At 67.6% G+C, this 19,973-nt stretch carries 23 protein-coding genes; 15 read left to right on the forward strand and 8 right to left on the reverse strand.

Translation table 11 applies throughout. The annotated features are described in order from the left end of the window. On the forward strand, positions 1–325 hold a 325-nt coding region (locus tag AC1DTF_RS03270), incomplete at its 5' end, for an acyl-CoA thioesterase (RefSeq protein WP_477473020.1). Further along, positions 322–984 carry a DUF8010 domain-containing protein gene (locus tag AC1DTF_RS03275; protein ID WP_057169531.1) on the forward strand — a complete coding sequence of 221 codons (663 nt, stop codon included), beginning with the start codon at positions 322–324 and terminating at the stop codon, positions 982–984. The genes AC1DTF_RS03270 and AC1DTF_RS03275, both read left to right, overlap by 4 nt. 15 nt (positions 985–999) lie before the next feature. Here the strand turns inward: AC1DTF_RS03275 and AC1DTF_RS03280 are convergent, their stop codons facing one another. The 4 genes from AC1DTF_RS03280 to AC1DTF_RS03295 are packed head-to-tail and all read right to left on the reverse strand — an operon-like array spanning position 1,000 to position 4,892. Beyond that, positions 1,000–2,514, reverse strand: a complete 1,515-nt coding sequence (locus tag AC1DTF_RS03280) for a glycoside hydrolase family 13 protein (protein ID WP_477473021.1) — start codon at positions 2,512–2,514, stop codon at positions 1,000–1,002. Continuing rightward, entirely contained in the window at positions 2,514–2,918 is a 405-nt protein-coding gene (locus tag AC1DTF_RS03285; RefSeq protein ID WP_082614379.1) for a globin, read from the reverse strand. Before AC1DTF_RS03285 ends, AC1DTF_RS03280 begins: the two co-directional genes overlap by 1 nt. Before the next feature lie 10 nt (positions 2,919–2,928). After that, the gene (locus AC1DTF_RS03290) at positions 2,929–3,978 is read right to left on the reverse strand and encodes a quercetin 2,3-dioxygenase (protein ID WP_477473022.1); all 1,050 of its coding nucleotides are present in this window, start codon (positions 3,976–3,978) and stop codon (positions 2,929–2,931) included. Beyond that, complete coding sequence (locus AC1DTF_RS03295; RefSeq protein ID WP_477473023.1) at positions 3,975–4,892, reverse strand: alpha/beta hydrolase fold domain-containing protein; 918 nt, start codon at positions 4,890–4,892, stop codon at positions 3,975–3,977. The genes AC1DTF_RS03290 and AC1DTF_RS03295 overlap by 4 nt, the downstream gene beginning before the upstream one ends. Positions 4,893–5,087: 195 nt before the next feature. Between AC1DTF_RS03295 and AC1DTF_RS03300 the strand changes: the two genes are divergently transcribed. Genes AC1DTF_RS03300 through AC1DTF_RS03310 form a run of 3 tightly spaced genes read left to right on the forward strand, consistent with a single transcriptional unit; the run spans position 5,088 to position 6,451 of the window. Next, on the forward strand, positions 5,088–5,732 hold the full coding sequence (locus tag AC1DTF_RS03300; RefSeq protein ID WP_057169535.1) for an HNH endonuclease: 645 nt from the start codon (positions 5,088–5,090) through the stop codon (positions 5,730–5,732). 52 nt (positions 5,733–5,784) lie between these two features. Continuing rightward, a complete protein-coding gene (gene ctaJ, locus AC1DTF_RS03305) occupies positions 5,785–5,988 on the forward strand; it encodes an aa3-type cytochrome oxidase subunit CtaJ (RefSeq protein ID WP_057169536.1) in 204 nt (67 codons plus the stop codon). Next, a complete protein-coding gene (locus AC1DTF_RS03310) occupies positions 5,975–6,451 on the forward strand; it encodes a DUF5130 domain-containing protein (RefSeq protein WP_477473024.1) in 477 nt (158 codons plus the stop codon). Before ctaJ ends, AC1DTF_RS03310 begins: the two co-directional genes overlap by 14 nt. Positions 6,452–6,503: 52 nt before the next feature. On the opposite strand, the gene AC1DTF_RS03315 is transcribed toward AC1DTF_RS03310, so the two are convergent. Both AC1DTF_RS03315 and pepN read right to left on the reverse strand, forming a co-directional pair. Then, entirely contained in the window at positions 6,504–6,863 is a 360-nt protein-coding gene (locus tag AC1DTF_RS03315; protein ID WP_057169538.1) for an HNH endonuclease, read from the reverse strand. Positions 6,864–6,953: 90 nt separating this feature from the next. Continuing rightward, positions 6,954–9,512: an aminopeptidase N gene (gene pepN, locus AC1DTF_RS03320; RefSeq protein WP_057169991.1), complete on the reverse strand. Its 2,559-nt coding sequence runs from the start codon at positions 9,510–9,512 to the stop codon at positions 6,954–6,956. Between the two features lie 95 nt (positions 9,513–9,607). On the opposite strand from pepN, the gene AC1DTF_RS03325 reads away from it, so the two are divergent. From AC1DTF_RS03325 to AC1DTF_RS03340, 4 genes are all read left to right on the forward strand, one after another. Further along, positions 9,608–10,216 (forward strand): mycothiol-dependent nitroreductase Rv2466c family protein, encoded by a 609-nt coding sequence (locus tag AC1DTF_RS03325; RefSeq protein ID WP_057169539.1) that lies wholly within the window; start codon positions 9,608–9,610, stop codon positions 10,214–10,216. A 201-nt stretch (positions 10,217–10,417) separates the two neighbouring features. Next, complete coding sequence (locus AC1DTF_RS03330; protein WP_057169540.1) at positions 10,418–11,815, forward strand: purine-cytosine permease family protein; 1,398 nt, start codon at positions 10,418–10,420, stop codon at positions 11,813–11,815. Positions 11,816–11,826: 11 nt separating this feature from the next. Then, positions 11,827–12,258, forward strand: a complete 432-nt coding sequence (locus tag AC1DTF_RS03335; RefSeq protein ID WP_477473098.1) for a nucleoside deaminase — start codon at positions 11,827–11,829, stop codon at positions 12,256–12,258. Continuing rightward, positions 12,255–13,214 carry an isopenicillin N synthase family dioxygenase gene (locus AC1DTF_RS03340; RefSeq protein WP_057169542.1) on the forward strand — a complete coding sequence of 320 codons (960 nt, stop codon included), beginning with the start codon at positions 12,255–12,257 and terminating at the stop codon, positions 13,212–13,214. The genes AC1DTF_RS03335 and AC1DTF_RS03340 overlap by 4 nt, the downstream gene beginning before the upstream one ends. Positions 13,215–13,217: 3 nt before the next feature. Here AC1DTF_RS03340 and AC1DTF_RS03345 read toward each other — a convergent pair whose 3' ends face one another. Beyond that, positions 13,218–13,994 (reverse strand): SDR family NAD(P)-dependent oxidoreductase, encoded by a 777-nt coding sequence (locus AC1DTF_RS03345; RefSeq protein WP_057169543.1) that lies wholly within the window; start codon positions 13,992–13,994, stop codon positions 13,218–13,220. A 107-nt stretch (positions 13,995–14,101) separates the two neighbouring features. On the opposite strand from AC1DTF_RS03345, the gene AC1DTF_RS03350 reads away from it, so the two are divergent. The 3 genes from AC1DTF_RS03350 (at position 14,102) to AC1DTF_RS03360 (ending at position 17,264) form a co-directional block, all read left to right on the forward strand. Continuing rightward, positions 14,102–14,746 (forward strand): TetR/AcrR family transcriptional regulator, encoded by a 645-nt coding sequence (locus AC1DTF_RS03350; protein WP_477473025.1) that lies wholly within the window; start codon positions 14,102–14,104, stop codon positions 14,744–14,746. A 69-nt stretch (positions 14,747–14,815) separates the two neighbouring features. Further along, on the forward strand, positions 14,816–16,300 hold the full coding sequence (locus AC1DTF_RS03355; protein ID WP_477473026.1) for an aldehyde dehydrogenase family protein: 1,485 nt from the start codon (positions 14,816–14,818) through the stop codon (positions 16,298–16,300). 43 nt (positions 16,301–16,343) lie between these two features. Further along, positions 16,344–17,264: a TIGR03619 family F420-dependent LLM class oxidoreductase gene (locus AC1DTF_RS03360; protein ID WP_477473027.1), complete on the forward strand. Its 921-nt coding sequence runs from the start codon at positions 16,344–16,346 to the stop codon at positions 17,262–17,264. Positions 17,265–17,274: 10 nt separating this feature from the next. Here AC1DTF_RS03360 and AC1DTF_RS03365 read toward each other — a convergent pair whose 3' ends face one another. Then, positions 17,275–18,015, reverse strand: a complete 741-nt coding sequence (locus AC1DTF_RS03365; RefSeq protein ID WP_477473028.1) for an SDR family oxidoreductase — start codon at positions 18,013–18,015, stop codon at positions 17,275–17,277. An 86-nt stretch (positions 18,016–18,101) separates the two neighbouring features. Between AC1DTF_RS03365 and AC1DTF_RS03370 the strand changes: the two genes are divergently transcribed. The 3 genes from AC1DTF_RS03370 to AC1DTF_RS03380 are packed head-to-tail and all read left to right on the forward strand — an operon-like array spanning position 18,102 to position 19,951. Then, positions 18,102–18,641 (forward strand): TetR/AcrR family transcriptional regulator, encoded by a 540-nt coding sequence (locus tag AC1DTF_RS03370; protein WP_477473029.1) that lies wholly within the window; start codon positions 18,102–18,104, stop codon positions 18,639–18,641. A 33-nt stretch (positions 18,642–18,674) separates the two neighbouring features. After that, on the forward strand, positions 18,675–19,154 hold the full coding sequence (locus tag AC1DTF_RS03375; RefSeq protein WP_477473030.1) for a ribose-5-phosphate isomerase: 480 nt from the start codon (positions 18,675–18,677) through the stop codon (positions 19,152–19,154). Between the two features lie 2 nt (positions 19,155–19,156). Then, on the forward strand, positions 19,157–19,951 hold the full coding sequence (locus AC1DTF_RS03380) for an Fpg/Nei family DNA glycosylase (RefSeq protein WP_477473031.1): 795 nt from the start codon (positions 19,157–19,159) through the stop codon (positions 19,949–19,951). The last annotated feature ends 22 nt before the right edge of the window (positions 19,952–19,973 follow it).

Below are 19,973 nucleotides of genomic sequence, written 5' to 3' on the forward strand. Positions count from 1 at the left end.
CCTCGAAGAGGCCCGGGTGCCTTTTCTGCACGAGCCGTTCGTCAACGACATCGAGACCGTCGGGTTGCTGATCGCCGAGGTGAAGGTCACCTACAAAGGGCAACTGCGCCTGATGGATTCGCCGTTGCAGGTGACCATCTGGGTGAGCAGGCTGCGCGCGGTGGACTTCAACCTGGGCTATGAGGTGCGCTCGGTGCACGCCGATCCGGAGTCCAAGCCCGCGGTGATCGGCGAGACCCAGCTGGCGGCCTTCAACATCGAGGAGCAGAAGCTGGTGCGGCTGCTGCCGCATCACCGCGAGTACCTGCAGCGCTACCAGCGGTGAACAGCCCCGAACGCGGTTTGTGGCTCGATGACGCCGCGCACCGTAAAGACCTGTCCACCTTCGTCGACCGGGCGCTGCGGCTCGACGACTCGGCGGTGATCCGGTTCCGGGAGCGTGCGGGCAGCGGGCAGGTGGTGGCCTGGGTGTCCACCGGATTCGATGTGCTGGCCAGCAGGGTGGTCGCCGGTCGGGTGCGCCCGACGGACCTGTCGGCGGGAGCGGACACCTTGGTGCGCTCGCTGTCGGCGATGGACGCCTCCGGTTATGTCGAGCCGGGTTTCGCGATGGATTCCGCGTGGCGTGGTGTGCTACCGCCCGATACCGGGTTCACGCACCTCGACGATGTGCCGGCCTGGGCGATCCTGGAACTGGTGGAGCGGGGCACCGCGCTGGCCAAGGAACACAGCAGCGCGCACGGGCCGCCGGCCTCGCTGCTGGATCAGGAGGTCCTCGCGGTCAGCGCAGGGGAGACCACGGTCGGTATCCCGATGCGTTGCGTCTTCGCGTTGACCGCCATGGGATTTCTGCCGCAGAGCGCCGACGTGCTGTCCTCGGACGAGATCGTGCGGGTCCGCGTGCATCCCGCGTGGCTGCGGGTCGACGCGCGGTTCGGCACGGTGTACCGGCGCCTGGGCGACCCGGCGATGGTGCTCAGGTGATGGTGCGCGGCTGAGCTACACCAACCACGCAGCGGTGTCAGGTGCCAGCTTTCCGTCCACCAGCGGCCCGCTGGTCAACAGCACCTGGCCGTCCGGAAGCGCGATGGGCGCAGCGCCGGCGTTGAACGCGCACACCAGTCCACCGGGTCGCCGGAACACCGAATCGCCCAGCCACTCCACGGTGTTGCCGGCGAATTCGGCACGCCCGGTGCGTAACTCGATGGCCCGCCGGTAGAGCGTCAAGGTCGACGTCGGATCACCCTGCTGCGCCTCGACCGTGAGCGATGCCCAGTCCGCAGGCATCGGCAACCAGGTGTCCGGTGCCGAGGAGAACCCGAACGGCGGCGCAGAACCGCTCCACGGCAACGGAACCCGGCAGCCGTCACGGCCGCGTTCTATCCGGCCGGAGCGCTCCCACACCGGATCCTGCAACACGTCGTCGGGTAGCTCGACATTGGGCAGGCCCAGTTCGGCGCCGTTGTAGACGAACACCGATCCCGGCAGTGCGAGCTTCACCAGCGCCATGGCGCGTGCCCGCCGTAACCCGGCAGCGCCGCCGCCGTACCGGCTGACTTCGCGCGGCACATCGTGATTGGACAGTGTCCACGTCGGTGCCGCCCCGGCCAGTGCTGCCGCGTCCAGCGAGTTGTCGATGGCCGCCCGGATTCCCGCCGCGTCGTAATCGGTCTGTACCAGTTGGAAGTTGAAGCCCAGGTGCAGTTCGTCGGGACGCAGATATTTGGCGAACTGTTCGTTGCCGTGCACCCAGATCTCGCCGACGGTGACGGCGTCGGGATAGTCGTCGAGCACGGTGCGGATGAACCGGTGGATGTCGTGCACGGCCTCGTTGTCGAAGCGGGGGTCGTCGGCCTTGTTGCGCAGCAGTTCGTTCTCGCGCAGATCCATGTCCGGCAGTGCCTGCGGCTTGGCCATCCCGTGCGCCACGTCGATGCGGAACCCGTCCACACCGCGGTCCAGCCAGAACCGCAGGGTCTTCTCGATATCCTCGAAGACCTCGGGGTGCTCCCAGTTCAGGTCGGGCTGGGCGGCGTCGAACAGGTGCAGGTACCACTGCCCGTCGCCCACCCGGGTCCAGGCCGGCCCGCCGAATATCGACACCCAGTTGTTGGGCGGCTGGTCGCCGACCCCGTCGCGGAAGATGAAGCGGTCCCGGCGTGCCGGGTCGGCCAGTGCCTCGACGAACCACGGATGCGCGGAGCTCACGTGATTGGGCACCAGATCCATGGTGAGTCGGATACCGCAGGCGTGCGCGGCCTCGACCAGCCGGTCCAGCGCGTTCAGATCGCCGAACAGCGGGTCGATATCGCGGGGGTCGGAGACGTCGTAGCCGTGGTCGGCCATCGGGGACACCATGACCGGGTTGAGCCACAGGGCCTGCACCCCGAGTTCGGCCAGATAGTCCAGCCGCTCGGTGATGCCGTCGAGATCGCCGACGCCGTCACCGTTGCTGTCGGCGAACGAGCGCGGGTAGACCTGATAGAACACGGCCCGCGACCACCACGGTGTCATCAGAAAGCGGAGTTGACCATCGAATCGGCGGCCATCTGCAGGTAGTCCAGCAGGGCCCGCCGGTGGGCGTCGTCCAGGGTCGCCGAGTCGATCGAGGCGACCGCGGTGTGCATGCACCGCAGCCAGGCGTCACGTTCGAGGTAACCGATCCGGAACGGTGAGTGACGCATCCGCAGCCGCGGGTGGCCGCGCTCGTCGGAGTAGGTGCGCGGCCCGCCCCAGTACTGCTCCAGGAAAAGCCGCAGCCGCTCCTCGGCGCCGTCCATATCGCCCTCGGGATACAGCGGCAGCAGGATCTCGTCGTCGCGCACCTGCTCGTAGAACCGCGCCACGATCGCGGCGAACGTGGCATGGCCTCCGACTTCGTCGTAGAACGAGCGTTGCGGCTGAGTCACCACACCCATTGTTCCCGATCTAGCCGCCGCGCACCGGTGGGGGGCCGACGACTTCGAGGTCGAGCTCCGCGCGGGCCCGGGCGAAACCCTCGGCGGGAAAGCCGACAGCGGTGCCCTCGGCGTGCACATACGCCTCGGTCGGGGTGTTCATGTAGTCGAAGAACCTCTCGAACACCCCGGTCGTCAACAGGCCGAGCATCTGCGTGGTGTGGCTGTCGAACGCGAAGCTGTGCACGGCGCCCGCCGGGGCGTGCACGAAGTCGCCCTTGGTGAGCAGCAGTTCCTCGCCGTTGACGTGCAGCAGGATCCGGCCTTCCAGGCAGAAGAAGTTCTCGGTGTGTTCGCGGTGGAAGTGCCGCGGAATGTAGTCGCTCTTGGCGCCGATGGTGTGCAACGCGAAGTAGGTGGCATCGGTGTTGCGCGGCCGGGCCAGGAACGTGTTGAGCTCGTCCTCGCCGGCCAGACGATCACCCTCACCGGCCCGCAACACGTAGGGAGTGGCGCCGGCGGGCAGGCCCGCACCGGTGACCGGAGGCAGCGACTTCTTCTCCAGATCATGGGTGCGGATGCCGAAGCGTTCGACCGTCTCGGACTGCTGCGCGGGGGACACCCCGGCGTCGTACACGTGCGACGCCGTCTCGCGGCCCACGGACTGCGCCCACCGGTGACCGCCGCCGGTCAGCCAGCTCAGGAACCGGGTGCGGTGTGCCAGCATCCGGTAGGCGTACGGGGTGCCGGCCGGGATGGTCACCGAATCCCCGGGCACCAGGTGGTGCGTCTCGCCGGGCAGCCACACCTGCAGCGCTCCGTCGGTGAGGTAGAGGAAGCGGTGCTCGTCATCGTGGGACACGAAGCCGGTCTCGGTGCCCTTGGCGCCGTAGACGTACGCCGCGCCGAACTGGCCTCCGGTGTCCTCGGGCCGGGCGATGACGGTGACGAGTTGGCCGCCGAGTTCGTAGCGCAGCCCTTCGCCGGCGGCCAGGTGGTAGGGCAGGCAGCGCCCCGGCAGTGCGTTCTGCAGCGGTGCGGCGGCCTGGACGTCATCGAGGGTGGGGATGTCGAGTGTCATGGCACGTCTTTCGATGGATGAGTTTTCAAGGTGTGGGCGAAGAAGGCTTCGATGGTGGGGAAGGAGGCGTACCGGTGCCGTGCGGTGAAAGCGCGCAACCGGGCGGTGGATCGCACCGCGGTGGGCGCCTGCGGTTCGCGTTCCAGGTGGCCCTGGTCGAGCGACTGGCCGGGTCCGAGTTCCAAGACGTCGCCCGGATTGAGGAACCCGTGACCGAACCCGTCGATCAGGTACAGCGCGGCATCGTCGCCGTTGCCTGCCAGCGCCTCGTAGAGGGCGATGCTGTGCGCCGCGGGAACCATGGTGTCCTGGAGTCCGTGCAGGATCAGGAAGGGCGGCGCGTCCGGACCCACGTGTGCGACGGGGCTCGCGTCCCGGGCGAGCAGCGGTCGTTCGGCGGCGGTGCCGCCCAACAGATCGGCCTCGGGGCTACCCGCGCGTGCCTGGGACAGGTTGACCGGACCGTATCCGTCGACCACCGCCTGCACCGCGGATGAGACCGGCGCGGGCCCCTCCCCGGGCAGTCTGTCGACACCGGAATGCAGGCCGGCGAGTGCGGCGAGATGGCCACCGGCCGACGAGCCCCACAGCCCGATGCGGCCGGGGTCGGCGCCGAACCGGTCGGCGTGTGTGCGCAGCCAGCGCACCGCGGCCCGGACATCGTGCAACTGCCCCGGATGCCGGGTGCCCGGCGCCAGCCGGTAGTCGATACTGGCCATCACATAACCATGGACGGCGAAGTGCCGTAACAGATCTGGACGGGCGGTGCGGTCCTGCATCCGCCATCCACCACCATGTAGCCAGACGATGACCGGCAGTCGGTCAGGTGACTGCGCCGGCCCGGTGACGTCGATGAGCAGCCCGGGGCCGAACTCATGGGTGGATGTGCGGACGACGGTGGAAACCGTGTCCAAGGGGATGAATCCTCCGACTGCAGTGCCGGGGCCTGGGTCGCCGCCGTAGCGGTTGTAAGGCCCTTCCGTCAGTCACTGCGCTTAGCTAGCCTAACAGATTTTTCACCGGAAGTTCACCGGACTGACCAGCGAACACCGACAAAATTGCCGTGCGATCGGCCCCAAATCGTGGTGAACTGTCTTTCCGGAGGACGAATGTCGCAGCGCAAGAAAAGCCCTGCTCGACGACAGGGCTACCCATTCCCCACGGCCGTGGCCGATTCTCCCGGCGTGCACTCCTCACAAGTGCTGGAGGTTCCGCCTGCCGCCCACCAGGGTTCGGTCTGGGGGCGGCGCAGGGTGCTGCTGCTGAATTCCACCTACGAACCGCTCACCGCATTGCCCATGCGCAGGGCCGTCATCATGCTGATGTGCGGTAAAGCCGACGTCGTCCACGACGACCCGTCCGGGCCGGTCATCCATTCGGCGACCCGCACCATCGTGGTCCCGTCGGTGATCAGGCTGCGCACCTTCGTCCGGGTGCCCTACCGCGCCCGCGTCCCGATGACGCGTGCCGCGCTCATGCACCGCGACCGGTTCCGCTGCGCGTACTGCGGGCAGAAGGCCGACACCGTCGACCATGTGGTGCCGCGCAGTCGCGGTGGCGAGCACTCCTGGGAGAACTGCGTCGCGGCCTGCTCGTCGTGCAATCACCGCAAGGCCGACCGGACGCTCGCGGAGCTGGGCTGGTCGCTGCACTCGGCACCCATGCCGCCCAAGGGGCAGCACTGGCGGCTGCTGTCCTCGGTGAAGGAACTCGACCCGGCGTGGGTCAGATATCTGGGCGAAGGCGCGGCGTGAACGGCGCTGCGATACGGTTTGCATCGTGAGTACAGCCCTAGCCCATGCCCTGATGGGTGGGATCCCGCTCGTGGTGTTTCTGGTACTGGCTGCGCTGGCCTACCGCCACAAGGGACCGCACCCTGAGTCCTACAAGCTCGGCGACGAGTGGACCCACGACCCGATCCTGTGGGCGGCCGATGAGCCGGCAGATCACGGCCACGGCGGCCACGGGTCGCACGTGACGGTGGGAGGTGGCGCAAGTGGCAAGTGGTAGCCAGGAACTCGCAACCACCCGCACCGACGTCGAGCTGCCCTACGGCTACGCGCTGACCTACAGCGGCCGGATCTCGGGAGTCACCGAGCCCGGCGAGCTGTCGGTGCACTACCCGTTCTCGACCAAGGACCTGGTCGCTCTGGACAACGCGCTGAAGTATGGCTCGCGGTACGCGAAGGCCCGTTTCGCGGTGTTCATCGGTGACCTCGGTGCCGATACCGCGGCCACCGCCCGCGAGATCCTGGCCAAGGTCCCGACTCCGGACAACGCCGTGCTGTTCGCGGTGTCGCCGAATCAGAAGGCCATCGAGGTCGTGTACGGCGCCGACGTGAAGGGCCGTGGCATCGAGACCGCCGCACCGCTCGGCATCTCCGCCGCCCTCGGCTCGCTGCGCGACGGCAATCTCATCGACGCTCTGGTGAGCGCCATCAACGTCACCTCCGCGGCGGTCTCGCCGCGCTGACAGCTGTGCACATCGGCCCCGGTATCGCACGTCGGTACCGGGGCTGATTGCTCTACAGGACAGCCTGCGTCATCGCAGCACGGATCTCGATGTAGCGCATCAGGAAGGTGCGCTCGTCGAGGCGTTTGCGCCGCATCCAGTGCGTGACTTCCTCATTGCACTTGCTGGCGTTGCACGCCGCGCACGCGGGCACCACGTTCTCGATGGTGTACCTGCCGCCGCGGGAGATCGCCATGACGCAGTCGCGCTGCATCGGCTTGTCGGTGACACCGCAGTAGGCGCACCCGTTCCAGGCGGATCTGAGTGCGGCCCACTGCTCATCGGTGAGGTCGTTGATGACGGCCTTGACCCGGCGGGTGCGCTTGCGCGCCGCGCGGGCTCTGCGACTGTTGGGCTTACCCGACACGGCCATGGCGCACAGCGTAGGCAGTCCCCGGCGAGCGACCGCGCTTGTACGCGGCGTGCGGCGTGTCGGCGCACAGACACGGTCGCCCGCGGGAAATCAGCTCACATCGAAGGCGCGGGCCCGCAGTGCGCGTTCCACGCCCGCACGCCCCTCCAGCACCAGCCGGTGCAGTGCGGGCGGCACGTCGGGTCCGGACAGGAAGGCGTCCGCGGCGTCCAGCCCGCCCTGGCTGATGTCCCAGGACGGGTAGAGCCCGATCACGACGGTCTGGGCGACCTCACTGGACCGGCGTTCCCACACGCCCGGGATGGACGCGAAGTACAGGTCCCGGAAGCGCGCGAGCAGGTTGCCCTGGCCGGGCTGTGCGAAGCCGCCGACGATCGCGCGGGTGGTGATGTTGGCCAGCGTGTCATCCTCGATCACCCGCTGCCAGGCGGCGTTCTTCACCGTCACCTGCGGGCGCGCGGCGGCCGCGGCGGCGGCGTTGCGCTTGCCGGCGGCGGTCGGGTCGCGCTCGGCCTCGGCGTCGATGAACGGGCTGTCGGTGCCGTCGGCATCGATCACCCCGGCCGCCGCCAGTGCGGTCACGATGCGCCAGCGCAGGTCGGTGTCGATGACCAGCCCGGACAGGTTGACGGCGGCGGGCTCGTTGTCCAGCAGGGTCGACAGCACCGCGATGTGGTTGGGCGCCAGCACCGAGGTGCACAGCGCGTTCACGAACGCCAGCTGGTGATCGGATCCGGGAGCCGACTCACGGGCCCGGTCCAGCAGGGCGTCACCGAAGGCCGGCCAGCCGTTCTCCTTGGCCCACTCCGGATCGGCGTAGGAGTTCAGCGCGGTCTGGGCCTGCAGCAGCAGCCGCTGCGCGACACCGACTTCGGTCTCTCCGTGGATGCCGCCGATGACCAGCGTCACGAAGTCGCGGGCCTTCATCTCGGCCTCGCGGGTCATCTCCCAGGCCGCCGACCAGGCCAGCGTGCGGGGGAGCGGGTCGGCGATGTCGGCGATGCGGGCCAGCACCGTCTGCAGGGACTGCGGATCCAGCCGCGACGAGCAGTAGGTGAGGTCGTCGTCGTTGATCAGCACGAACTGGCCGCGCGAAACACCCACCAGCGCGGGCACATCGGTGCGCGCGCCCTCGACGTCGAGTTCCTCGCGGTGCACGCGCACCAACTTGCCCGAGGCGTCCTCGTCGTAGATGCCGACGGCCAGGCGGTGCACCCGGGTCTCCCCGGCGCCCGGTGCGGCACCGGACTGCACCAGCGCGAAACGGGTGAAGGCCCCGTCGGCGTCGACGTCGAAATCGGCGCGCAGCGTGTTCAGGCCGGTGGTCTTGAGCCACTGCTGCCCCCACCCGGACAGGTCGCGGCCCGAGGACTTCTCCAGCGCGCCAAGCAGATCACCGAAGGTGGCGTTGCCGAACGCATGGTCGCGGAAGTAGTCGCGCAGGCCGGCCAGGAATGCCTCCAGCCCGACGTAGGCCACCAGCTGCTTGAGCACGCTGGCGCCCTTGGCGTAGGTGATGCCGTCGAAGTTCACCTCGACTGCGTGCAGGTCGGGGATGTCGGCGGCGACGGGGTGGGTGGACGGCAGCTGATCCTGGCGGTAGGCCCAGGACTTCTCCACGTTGGCGAACGTCGTCCAGGCCTGGGTGTACTCGGTGGCTTCGGCCTGGCACAGCACCGAGGCGAAGGTGGCGAAGGATTCGTTGAGCCACAGGTCATCCCACCATTGCATGGTGACCAGGTCGCCGAACCACATGTGCGCCATCTCGTGCAGCACGGTCTCGGCGCGGCGCTCGTAGCTGTACCGGGTGACCTTGGACCGGAAGACGTAGTCCTCCAGGAAGGTCACCGCGCCGGCGTTCTCCATGGCGCCGGCGTTGAACTCCGGCACGAACAGCTGGTCGTACTTGCCGAACGCGTATGGTTCGCCGAAGTTGCGGTGGTAGAAGCCGAAGCCCTGCTTGGTCTCGGTGAACAGCCGCTCGGCGTCCATGAACTCCGCCAGCGACGCGCGGCAGAAGATGCCCAGCGGGATGTCGCCGTGGTCGTCGGTGTAGACGTCGTCCCAGCGGGCGTACGGCCCGGCGATGAGCGCGACGAGGTAGGTGCTCATCTTCGGGGTGGTGACGAAGGTGTGCAGGCCGTCCTGCACGGATGCGGTTGCGCCGTTGGAGATCACCTGCCAGTGCTCGGGCGCCTTGACGGTGACGTCGAAGGTGGCCTTCAGGTCGGGCTGATCGAAGCAGGCGAACATCCGCTTGGCATCCGCGGTCTCGAACTGCGAGTAGAGGTACACCTCGTTGTCGACGGGGTCGACGAAGCGGTGCAGACCCTCGCCGGTGTTCGAGTACAGGCAGTCGGCGTCGATCACGAGCTCGTTGTGTTCGGCCAGTCCGCTCAGCGCAATGCCGGCGGACTCGTCGTAACCGGAGACGTCCAGCGCGCGGCCGTTGAGGGTGGCGCTGCGCACGGTGTCGGCGGCGAGGTCGATATAGGTGTCCGCGCCGGCGAGGGCGCTGAACGTCAGGGTCGTGACCGACCGGAACGTCTTCTCACCGGTGGTGAGGTCGAGGTCGATGCGGTAGTTGTCGACGGTCACCAGCGTTGCGCGTTCGGCCGCCTGGTCGCGAGTCAGATTGGGGAGAGCCACGCCGACCAACTTAGTCGCAGCCGGGGAACATATGCCGGGTGGCAACAGTTGTGCCGTTGTGGAGACTGCCCGCACGTACTGAGAGGACTCGGCTGATGGCTCAGAAGGACACCGCAGGATTCTGGTTCGACCCGCTGTGCCCGTGGTGCTGGATCACCTCGCGCTGGATCCTGGAGGTGGAGAAGGTTCGCGATATCGACGTGAACTTCCATGTCATGAGCCTGGCGGTGCTCAACGAGGGCCGCGACCTGCCGGAGAACTACCAGGAGATGATGAAGAAGGCCTGGGGTCCGGTGCGGGTGGCGATCGCCGCCGAGCAGGCCCACGGCTCGGAGATCCTGTCGCCGCTGTACACCGCGATGGGCACCCTGATCCACAACGAGGGCAACAAGGACTTCGACGAGGTCATCAAGAAGTCGCTGGAGCAGGTCGGCCTGCCCGCCGAGCTGGCCGAGGCCGCCGGCAGCGACACCTACGACGACGCGCTGCGTAAGAGCCATCACGAGGGCATGGACGCCGTCGGTGATGACGTCGGCACCCCGACCATCCACGTCAACGGTGTCGCGTTCTTCGGCCCGGTGCTCTCGCGCATCCCGCGTGGTGAAGAGGCCGGCAAGCTGTGGGATGCCTCGGTGATCTTCGCGTCCTACCCGCACTTCTTCGAACTCAAGCGCACCCGGCACGAGTCGCCCGAGTTCGACTGACCTGCCGCCCGCCGCGCCGCGACTTCGTGGCATGCGCCATCATGCCCCCGTACGCTCGGGATCGCTTGTCCACCAACGCATCACCCGGTGAACAGCATGCTTCGCCCAGGTGTACCGGGGGCGTACGGCGACGAAATCCGAAGGTGTGAAATTCGGACGTTCCGGTTGCAAGCATCTGCCGCGCGCGTCAAAGTGCTCAGAATGACAGCGGCTGAGCCCACCACCGACGGCACCTACCGGGACCGCATTGTCGCGGTCGAACCCGGCGGCAATGAATTCATCGCCGAGGCTGATCGGCACGGTCGGCCGAGCCAACTGCTGTGGACGTGGGCGTCGCCCAACCTGGAGTTCGCCACCATCTTCCTGGGCGTGCTCGCCGTCTCGTACTTCGGCATGACGTTCTGGCAGGCGGCGGCCGGCATCCTGCTCGGTGCCGGGCTCGGCGCGCTGGCGCACGCGTTCCTGTCGGCTCGCGGACCTCGCCTCGGTGTGCCGCAGATGGTGGTGGGCCGCCTGTCCTTCGGCTACAAGGGCAATGCCGTGCCCTCGACCCTGATGGCGGTGACCGCCGGCGTCGGCTGGTTCGCGACCAACAGCATCAGCGCCGCATTCGCGTTGTCGACGCTGTTCGGCATTGCGCCGCTGCTGGCGTTGCTACTGGTGGTGGCGGTGCAGACCGCCCTGGCATTCTTCGGGCACAACCTGGTGCAGGCCTTCGAGCGGTGGGCGTTCCCGGTGCTCGCGGTGATCTTCGCGATCACCTCGGTGCTGATCTTGTCCAAGGCCGATCTGGGTGCGCCGGCCGTCGAGGGCGGCGTCGGCGGACTGGGCGGATTCCTGCTGACGGTGGGCGCCACCTTCGGCTACGTCGCGGGCTGGACGCCGTACGCCGCCGATTTCAGCAGGTACCTGCCCAGCACCGTCTCGCCGGTGCGCACCGGGCTGTTCGCCGCGGCCGGACTGTTCCTGGCCAGCTCGGTGCTGGCCATCGTCGGCGCGGCCTCGGTCACCATCGTCACCGCCGCGGTCTCGGACAACCCGACCGACGTCTTCACCAGCTCGCTGCCCGGCTGGCTGGCGGCCGCGACGCTGCTGGCCATCGCGATCGGGGCCGTGGCGGCCAATGCGATCAACGTCTACTCGGCCGGGATGGCCTTCGTCACCACCGGCGTCAAACTGCCCGCCCACGTCGCGCGGGCGACGGCCACCGTGTTCTTCGGGGTGGCCGGTTTCCTGGTCGCCTGGTGGGCGCTGGCGGACGCCGCAGCCAGCTACGAGACGTTCCTGCTGCTGATCGCGTACTGGGTCGGGCCCTGGCTCGGCGTGGTGTTCGCCGATCAGTACCTGCGCCGCGGCCACCGCGTGGACGGATTCCTGTATGACCACACGTATTCCAACTGGCCGGGTCTACTGTCGTTCCTGATCGGTCTGGTGGTGTCGGTGCTGCTGTTCTGCAATCAGGAGTTGTTCGTGGGATTCGTGGTCCGGGCGGTGCCCGAGCTCGGCGACATCGGGTTCTTCGTCGGGTTCGTGCTGGCCGCGGGCAGCTATCTGGTGTTGTGCCGGTCCAAGATCCAAGCGGAACGGGTGGCTTTGTGAGTCCTGAGGAAATGCTCGACGTCGCCGTCGAGGAGGCACGAAAAGGGTTGGCCGAGGGTGGGATACCGATCGGCGCGGCACTGTTCACCGCCGACGGTGTGCTGCTGGGCCGCGGGCACAACCGTCGCGTGCAGAATGACGACCCGTCGGTGCACGGCGAGACCGACGCGTTCCGCAACGCGGGCCGCCAGCGCGACTACCGGTCGACGGTGATGGTGACGACCCTGTCGCCGTGCTGGTACTGCAGCGGCCTGGTGCGCCAGTTCAACATCGGCGCCGTCGTGATCGGCGAAGCCAAGACGTTCTCCGGCGGGCACGACTGGCTGGCCGAGAACGGCGTGCAGATCACGCTGCTCGATGATCAGCGCTGCGTGACGATGATGGAGGAGTTCATCGCGGCGCGGCCGGAACTGTGGAACGAGGACATCGGGGTGGCTGAATGAGTGCCATTGCTACCGTAGACATCTCACGCTGGTACGCCGGTGGTGACGACGCCGACGCGTTGGCGGCCGAGGTCGACGAGGGTCTGCAGCGGGCCGGATTCATCGTGGTCACCGGTCACGGTGTCGACGTGGGACTGGCCGCGCGGGTCCGGGCGGCGAGCCGGGAGTTCTTTGCGCTGCCCGACGAAGTCAAACAACGCTATTCGGTGCCGGTCGGCGGGCACGGCTGGATCGGTCCCGGCGCGGAGGCCAACGCCTACGCCGAGGGCACCGAGACCCCGCCGGATCTGAAAGAGAGTTTCAGCCTGGGCGCCGAGACTCTCACCGGTGATGCGGAGGTGGACCGTATCTGGTTCGCGCCCAACGTCTGGCCGGCCGAGGTGGCGCACCTGCAGGGCCTGGTCGACGAGTACACCACGGCCATGCGCAGGCTCTCCGATGACCTGCTCGCCTTGTTCGCCCACGCGCTGGGCCTGTCCGACAATCCGTTCGCGGCGTTGGCGAGCCGGCCCACCTGGACGATGAACATCAACCATTACCCGCCGGTGAGCGTTGTCGGAGAACCCGAGCCCGGTCAGTTCCGGATCGGCCCGCACACCGACTTCGGCACCGTCACCGTGCTGGATCGCGAGCCGGGCGCCGGTGGCCTGCAGGTGTATTCGGAGGCCGAAGGCTGGGAGGACGCGCCCTGGGAGCCCGGTGCGCTGACCGTCAACATCGGTGACCTGTTGGAGTACTGGAGCGGGCGGCGCTGGCCGTCGGGTCGGCACCGGGTGCTGCCGCCGCAGCCGCACGCCCCCGAAGAGGATCTGGTGTCGTTGATCTACTTCTACGAGGCCAACCACGATGCGATCGTCACGCCGCTGGAACCGCCGATCGGGCGGGTCTCCGGGCTGGATCCGGTGACCTCGGCCGATTTCATCAAGGAACGCCTGGACGCCATCACCGTGGCCTGACGCTCACTGGGCGAACGAGAATCCACCGTTGACCGGAATGGTCTGTCCGGTGATCCAGGCGCCGTGCCCGCTCGCCAGCATCGCCGCCAGCGGGGCGACGTCGTCGGGTGAGCCCGGGCGGCGTATGACGTAGTTGCGCAGGATCGACTGCGCCTGGGTGGAATCGGGTTCGGCCCACAGCGGCTCGGTGGCGGGGGTGCGCATGGTGCCGAGCGCGATGTTGTTGGCGGTGATCCCGTAACGCCCGTGTTCGAGCGCCACGGACCGCGTGAATCCGGCCGCGCCGGCCTTGGATGCGGCATACACGGCAGAGCTGGGATCGCCGACCCGGCCGGCATCGGAGACGATCGTGATGACGCGTCCCCATCGGGCGGCGATCATGTCCGGCAGGACGGCACGCGTGCAGTTGAGCACGCCATAGAGATTCACGCGCAGGTAGGGCTCCCAGTCGTGCGGGGCCGATTCGGCGAAGCGTCCGCGAGTGCCGAACCCGTGCGCCCCGGCATTGCCGGCATTGTTCACCAGGATGTCGACGGAGTCCGCGGCGGCGAGGGCGGCGGTCACGGCGTCGTAGTCGGTGACGTCGAAGGGTGCCGGCTGCGCTGCCCACCCCGCGTCTCGCACCTCGGTCACGACCGCATCGGCGAGGTCCGGCCGTAGATCGTTGACCAGGACCTCGGCGCCGGCCGACGCGAAGGCAAGGGCCAGGTTGCGCCCGACACCCTGGCCGGCGCCAGTGATCAGCGCGCGGTGCCCCGACAGGTCGATGTTCAGGCTCATGGGCCGGGTCTCCTCAGATCGCTGGACATTTCGCCATGACTCTACGATAGTAGAGAGATGTCGCGGTGTGACCTGGACCATATTTGGCTCAAGGCCGGTCACTTGTCATGCCGATGAACGCCGGCAGCTCGGAGGCGACCGCAGGGGTCCGGCGCAAACCCGACCCCGACTCGCGGCGCCGTGAATTATGCGATGCTGCAATCGAACTGCTGGCCGAAGACGGTGTGAAAGGGCTCAGTCACCTGAAGGTCGACCGCCGCCTGGCCCTGCCCGACGGCACGACGTCGTTCTATTTCCGGACCCGGTCGGCTCTGGTGCTCGCCCTGGCCCACCGCGTCGCCGAGCGCGATCTGGCCGAACTCACCGCTGCGACCGAGTTTCAGGCGAACGCCGCACCCGGCCCGTCGGGACTGGCCCGGCTGGTGATGGCTTCGGCGACGGGCGAGCCGTTCGCGAGGACAAAGGCCCGGTACGAACTCATGCTGCAAGCCAACCGCGATCCTGACCTGGCCGTTGTCGTGCACAGCAATTCGGAACGCTTCCTGGGTTTGATCCGTGACTTCGTCGAGCGGATGAACCCCCGGGGCGCCCACATCTCGCGGGCGGTGCTCGACCAGCAGGCCTACGTGCTGACCCAACTGATCAGCGGCATCATGCTGGCGTTCACCGCCGGCGACGACACGATCACCGGCGCCGGGGAACTCGACCGCATCATGGCCGCTGTCGTCGCGGGAGTTGCCGGCGCGCACTGAAACCTCGGAAATTGCCGTACAGAAATCCGAAACCGGCTGCGGTCGGTCTGATTCAGGGAGTGATGATCGATGAGCGGTACGACGCTGGAGACCGGAGTGCTGGCCGGTGACGATCGGATGCTGATCGGCGGTGAACTTCAGGGCACGGCGGGCGGCGCCGTGTTCGACGTGGTTCACCCGGCCAGTGAGCAGGTGGTCGGTCAGGCCGCGGACGGCACGGTCGATGACATGGCTCGCGCGGTCGAAGCGGCCCGGCGTGCCTTCGACGGGACAGAGTGGTCGCGCGATGTCGAATTCCGGTATCACTGCCTGACACAGCTGCATGCCGCGCTGAAGAACAACAGCGAACGTCTGCGCCGGATCTTGGTCACCGAGGTGGGTTGCCCGGTGACGGTGACGGGTTCGCAGATCGAGAGCCCCATCGAGGAGGTCAGCCATTGGGCCGAGTACGGCCGGGCCTTCGACTACGTGGTGGACACCGGCCTGCATGACACCCCGATGGGGCCCGCGCGCCGCCAACTGCATTACGAGCCAGTGGGTGTGGTCGGCGCCATCACGCCCTGGAACGTGCCGTTCTATCTCAACATCGCCGAGACGATGCCGGCGTTGATGGCCGGCAACACCGTGGTTCTCAAGCCGGCTCAACTCACCCCGTGGTCGGGTACCGAGCTGGGACGCATCGTCGCCGAGGAGACCGACATTCCCGCCGGAGTGTTCAACGTGGTGTCCTCGAACGCCAACGACGTCGGTGCCGCATTATCGGCCGACCCCTGCGTCGACATGATCACCTTCACCGGATCGACCGCCACCGGGCGGGCGGTTCTGGCTGCCGGTGCACCCACGGTGAAGAAGACCCTGCTGGAACTGGGCGGCAAATCCGCTCACATCGTGCTCGAGGACGCGGACTTCGCTTCCGCGCTGCCCATCGCCGCGATGATGGCGTGTGTGATGTCGGGCCAGTCATGCGTGCTGCCGAGCCGGATACTCCTGCCGCGCAGTCGCTATGAGGAAGGTCTGGAGATCCTGAGGGTGTCGATGGAGAGTTTTCCAATCGGCGATCCCTGGACGCCCGGGATCATGCAAGGCCCGCAGATCAGTGCTCAGCAGCGTCAGAAGGTGCTCGGACTCATCGCCAGTGGGATCGAGTCAGGGGCGCGGCTGATCACCGGCGGGGGAATCCCGGGGAACCTGCCGGTGGGTTATTACACCGAACCGACGTTGCTTGCCGATGTCGACCCGGATTCGCGAGTGGCCCAGGAGGAGATCTTCGGCCCGGTGCTGACCGTCACGCCCTACGACACCGAGGACGAGGCCGTCGAGATCGCCAACAACTCGATCTACGGCCTGTCCGGTGAGGTGTCGAGTGGTGACGTGGACCGGGCATTGGCCGTCGCCAAGCGGATCCGCACCGGCAACGTGTCGATCAACGCCAAGAGCCACTTCGGCATCAACAGCCCGTTCGGCGGCACCGGCCAGTCGGGCCTCGGCTACCGCAACGGCGCCGAGGGCTATCGCGAGTATCTGGCGATCAAAACGATCGGGCTTCCGGAATGAACGGCGTGACCGCCGCGCCCCGCCCAGGCCGGATCACGGTCGCGTGAAGTTCGCGTTCGGGTTGCCCCATACGTTGCGGATCAAGGCGATGATGCAGCCGTGGGAGGCTGGCGTGACCGGCGCGGACCAAACCCGGATGGTCAAGCTGGCGGACGACCTGGGCTATGACATGGTCGCCGTCCCAGAGCATTTCGTCATCCCGCGCGACCACGTGGAGGTATCCGGGCCGCACTACTTCCACGCGGCGTCGGCGCAGGCCTATATCGCGGGAGCCACCGAACGCATCGTGGTGAACTCATGCATCACCATCCTGCCGCTGCAGAATCCGATCGTCCTCGGCAAGGCCCTGGCCACCGCCGACTGGTTGAGCAGTGGCCGAATGATGATGTCGGTCGGCGTCGGGTGGCTGGAGGAGGAATTCCAGGCCGTCGGTGTTCCGTTCCGGGAACGGGGCCGGATCTGTGACGAGTATCTGGCAGCGATGATCGAATTATGGACGAGCGACACCCCGGAGTTCGAGGGCAAGTACGTGTCATTCCGCGACATCGCGTTCGAGCCGAAACCCGTTCAGCAGCCGCATATCCCCATCTGGATCGGCGGCGATGTCGAGGCCTCGCTGAAGCGTGCCGCGCGGTTCGGTTCGGGCTGGTGGCCCTTTCTGAGCGACCCCGACGACATTCCCGCCCGCCTGGACTTCATCAAGTCGCAACCGACGTTCGTCGACAAGCCTTTCGATGTGATGTTTCCGGTCAAGGCTCCGCCCATCAACGGTCGCCACGAATTCACTGGTGAGGCGGCCGACCGCCGCACAATGAGCGTCGATGAGATCGTGGATCGGTTGGGCAGACTTGCCGAACTGGGCGTCACCGTCAGTTCTGTGCCGCCGCAGGGGGTGGGCGATATCGAGGGCTACCTGGACTTCGCGCGCTGGGTGATCGAGGACATCAAGCCCAGGGTCGGTTGAGGAACGATGCTCAGCCCTGGACCGTCGGCCGGATCGAGAGCTCGCCGATCTCGACCTCCCAGGGCTGATCGATGACGAACTCGACCGCCCTGGCGATCGCGTCCGGCTCGATCCCGGATGTCCCCATCGTGGCGCCGATTTCGGCGCGGATCCCCGGGTCGGTGATGGAATCGACGAATTCGGTGCGCACCACACCCGGCGAGATCGCCGTGGTCTTCAGCGTCCCGTCGGTGGACTCCTGACGGAGACCTTCCAAGAGGGTGCGCACCGCGTTCTTGGTGGCCGCGTACACCGCCATGGTCGGCACTATCTTGATTCCCGCGGTCGAGACGATGGTGACGAAGTGGCCGCGCCCCTGGTCCTGGAAAACAGGGAGGGCGGCGTCGATGCCGTGCAGCACCCCGCGCAGATTGACGTCGATCATTGCGTCCCAGTCCCCGCGGCGGCGCGCGGTCATCGGGGAGATCGGGCCTATGCCGGCACTGCTGACCAACACATCGAGGCGTCCGTACTCGGATACGGAAGTCTCGACGAGCCGGTGCAGATCCTCGGCGCGGGTGACATCCACCGTCACCACACTGGCCCGGCCTCCGGCCGCGCGGATCTCTCCGGCCAGCGAGTCCAGGCGGTCGGCGCGGCGCGCCCCGAGCACGACGGTCGCCCCGCGGCTCGCGAGCCGGCGCGCCGCGGCCGCCCCGATGCCGCTGCTGGCGCCCGTTATCGCCACCACCTTGTCGACGATCGAATCCATTCGTTAGCCTCCTGAGTCGACGCGGACAATCTGTCCGTTTCCATACAAGCGGACAATTTGTCCGTTTTCAAGGTGGGGGTGGGGTCATGTCCGAGCGCACCGATGCGGCACGCAATCGGTCGGTGATCATCGAGGCCGCGCGGCAACTGATCACCGAGCCCGGAGAGCTCAAGCTCAGCGCGGTCGCCCGGCGAGCCGGCGTCGGGCAGGCCACGCTCTACCGTCATTTCGCGACCCGGGACGAGTTGGTGCGCGCGCTCTATGACGGGGAGATCGACGAGCTCGTGGCCCTCGCCTACGCACTGGTCGACGAGCACCCGCCGCGCGAGGCCCTCAAGCTGTGGTTTGCCCAGCTCGCTGACTACGCGCGGGTGAAGTTCGGGGTGATGGCCGCGGTCGAGGCCTCGGTATGGCAGGACATCGGTGCGCAAACCATGGGCAAGCTCGGCGACGCGCTCGACGCGTTGCTGGCCGCCGGTCGCCAAGCCGGGGTGCTGCGCGGGGATATCGATTCGCGCGACGTGATCCTGCTGTCGTGGTTCCTGGCCCACGTCGAGGATGACGAATGGGCGCAGCGCACCCCACGCCTGCTCGACGTGTTGCTCGACGGTTTGGCGGCTCGCTGATCGGCGTCGGGGGCGTCTGCCAGAATTACCGCCATGCGCGTCTACATCGGTGCCGACCACGCCGGATTCGAGTTCAAGAAGACCATCATCGAGCACCTCAAGAGCAACGGCCACGAGCCGATCGACTGCGGTGCCTATGTCTACGACGCCGAGGACGACTACCCGGCGTTCTGCATCGACACCGCCGTCAAGACCGTCGCCGATCCGGAGAGCCTGGGCATCGTGCTGGGCGGTTCGGGCAACGGTGAGCAGATCGCCGCGAACAAGGTGCCCGGCGCCCGGTGCGCGCTGGCCTGGAGTGTGGAGACCGCGCAGCTGGCCCGCCAGCACAACAAGGCGCAGCTCATCGGTCTCGGCGGCCGGATGCACAGCGAGGAGGACGCGCTGGCCATCGTCGACGCCTTCCTGGCCACGCCGTGGTCGGAGGCCGAACGCCACCAGCGCCGCATCGACATCCTGGCCGCCTACGAGGTCGACCACATCGCACCGCCGGTGCCCGGCGCACCCGCCTAAACGTGCCCGAGGGGCATACCCTGCACCGGCTCGCCCGGCTGCATCAAAAGAGGTTCGGTCGTAAACCCGTCATCGTGACGAGCCCGCAACAACGATTCGCCGAGGGCGCCGAACGGGTGAGCGRCCGAGTCCTGCGGGAGTCCGACGCCTGGGGTAAGCACCTGTTCCACCACTACGACGGCGGCGCCGTCGTACATATCCACCTCGGCCTGTACGGCAAATTCACCGAGGCGCCGCTGCCGCTCGACGAGCCCGTCGGGCAGGTCCGGATGCGGATGATCGGCACCGAGTACGGCACCGATCTGCGCGGCCCGACGGTGTGCGAGGTGATCGAGGACGTGGCCGTCGACGACATCGTGGCACGGCTGGGTCCCGACCCGCTGCGCCCGGATGCCGACCCGGCGTTGGCGTGGACACGAATCTCCAAGTCCCGCAGGACCATCGGTGGGCTGCTGATGGACCAGAAGGTGATCGCCGGCGTCGGCAACGTGTACCGCAGCGAGCTGCTGTACCGGCACCACATCGACCCGTACCGTCCCGGCACCGATGTGTCGGCCGACGAGTTCGCCGACATGTGGACCGATCTCGTCGCGTTGATGAAGGTCGGTGTGCGCCGCGGCAAGATCGTGACGATCCGTCCCGAGGACGACCGGGGCGCGCCCTCGTACGGGCGTGGCCGGCCCCGGACCTACGTCTACCGGCGCGCCGGTGACCCCTGCCGGGTGTGCGGCACGACCGTGCGTACCGCAGAACTGGAGGCGCGCAACGTGTTCTGGTGCCCTACCTGCCAGACCTGACGCGAGGTCAGCGCCAATACCG

The organism is Mycobacterium sp. P4_H6 (assembly GCF_056400845.1).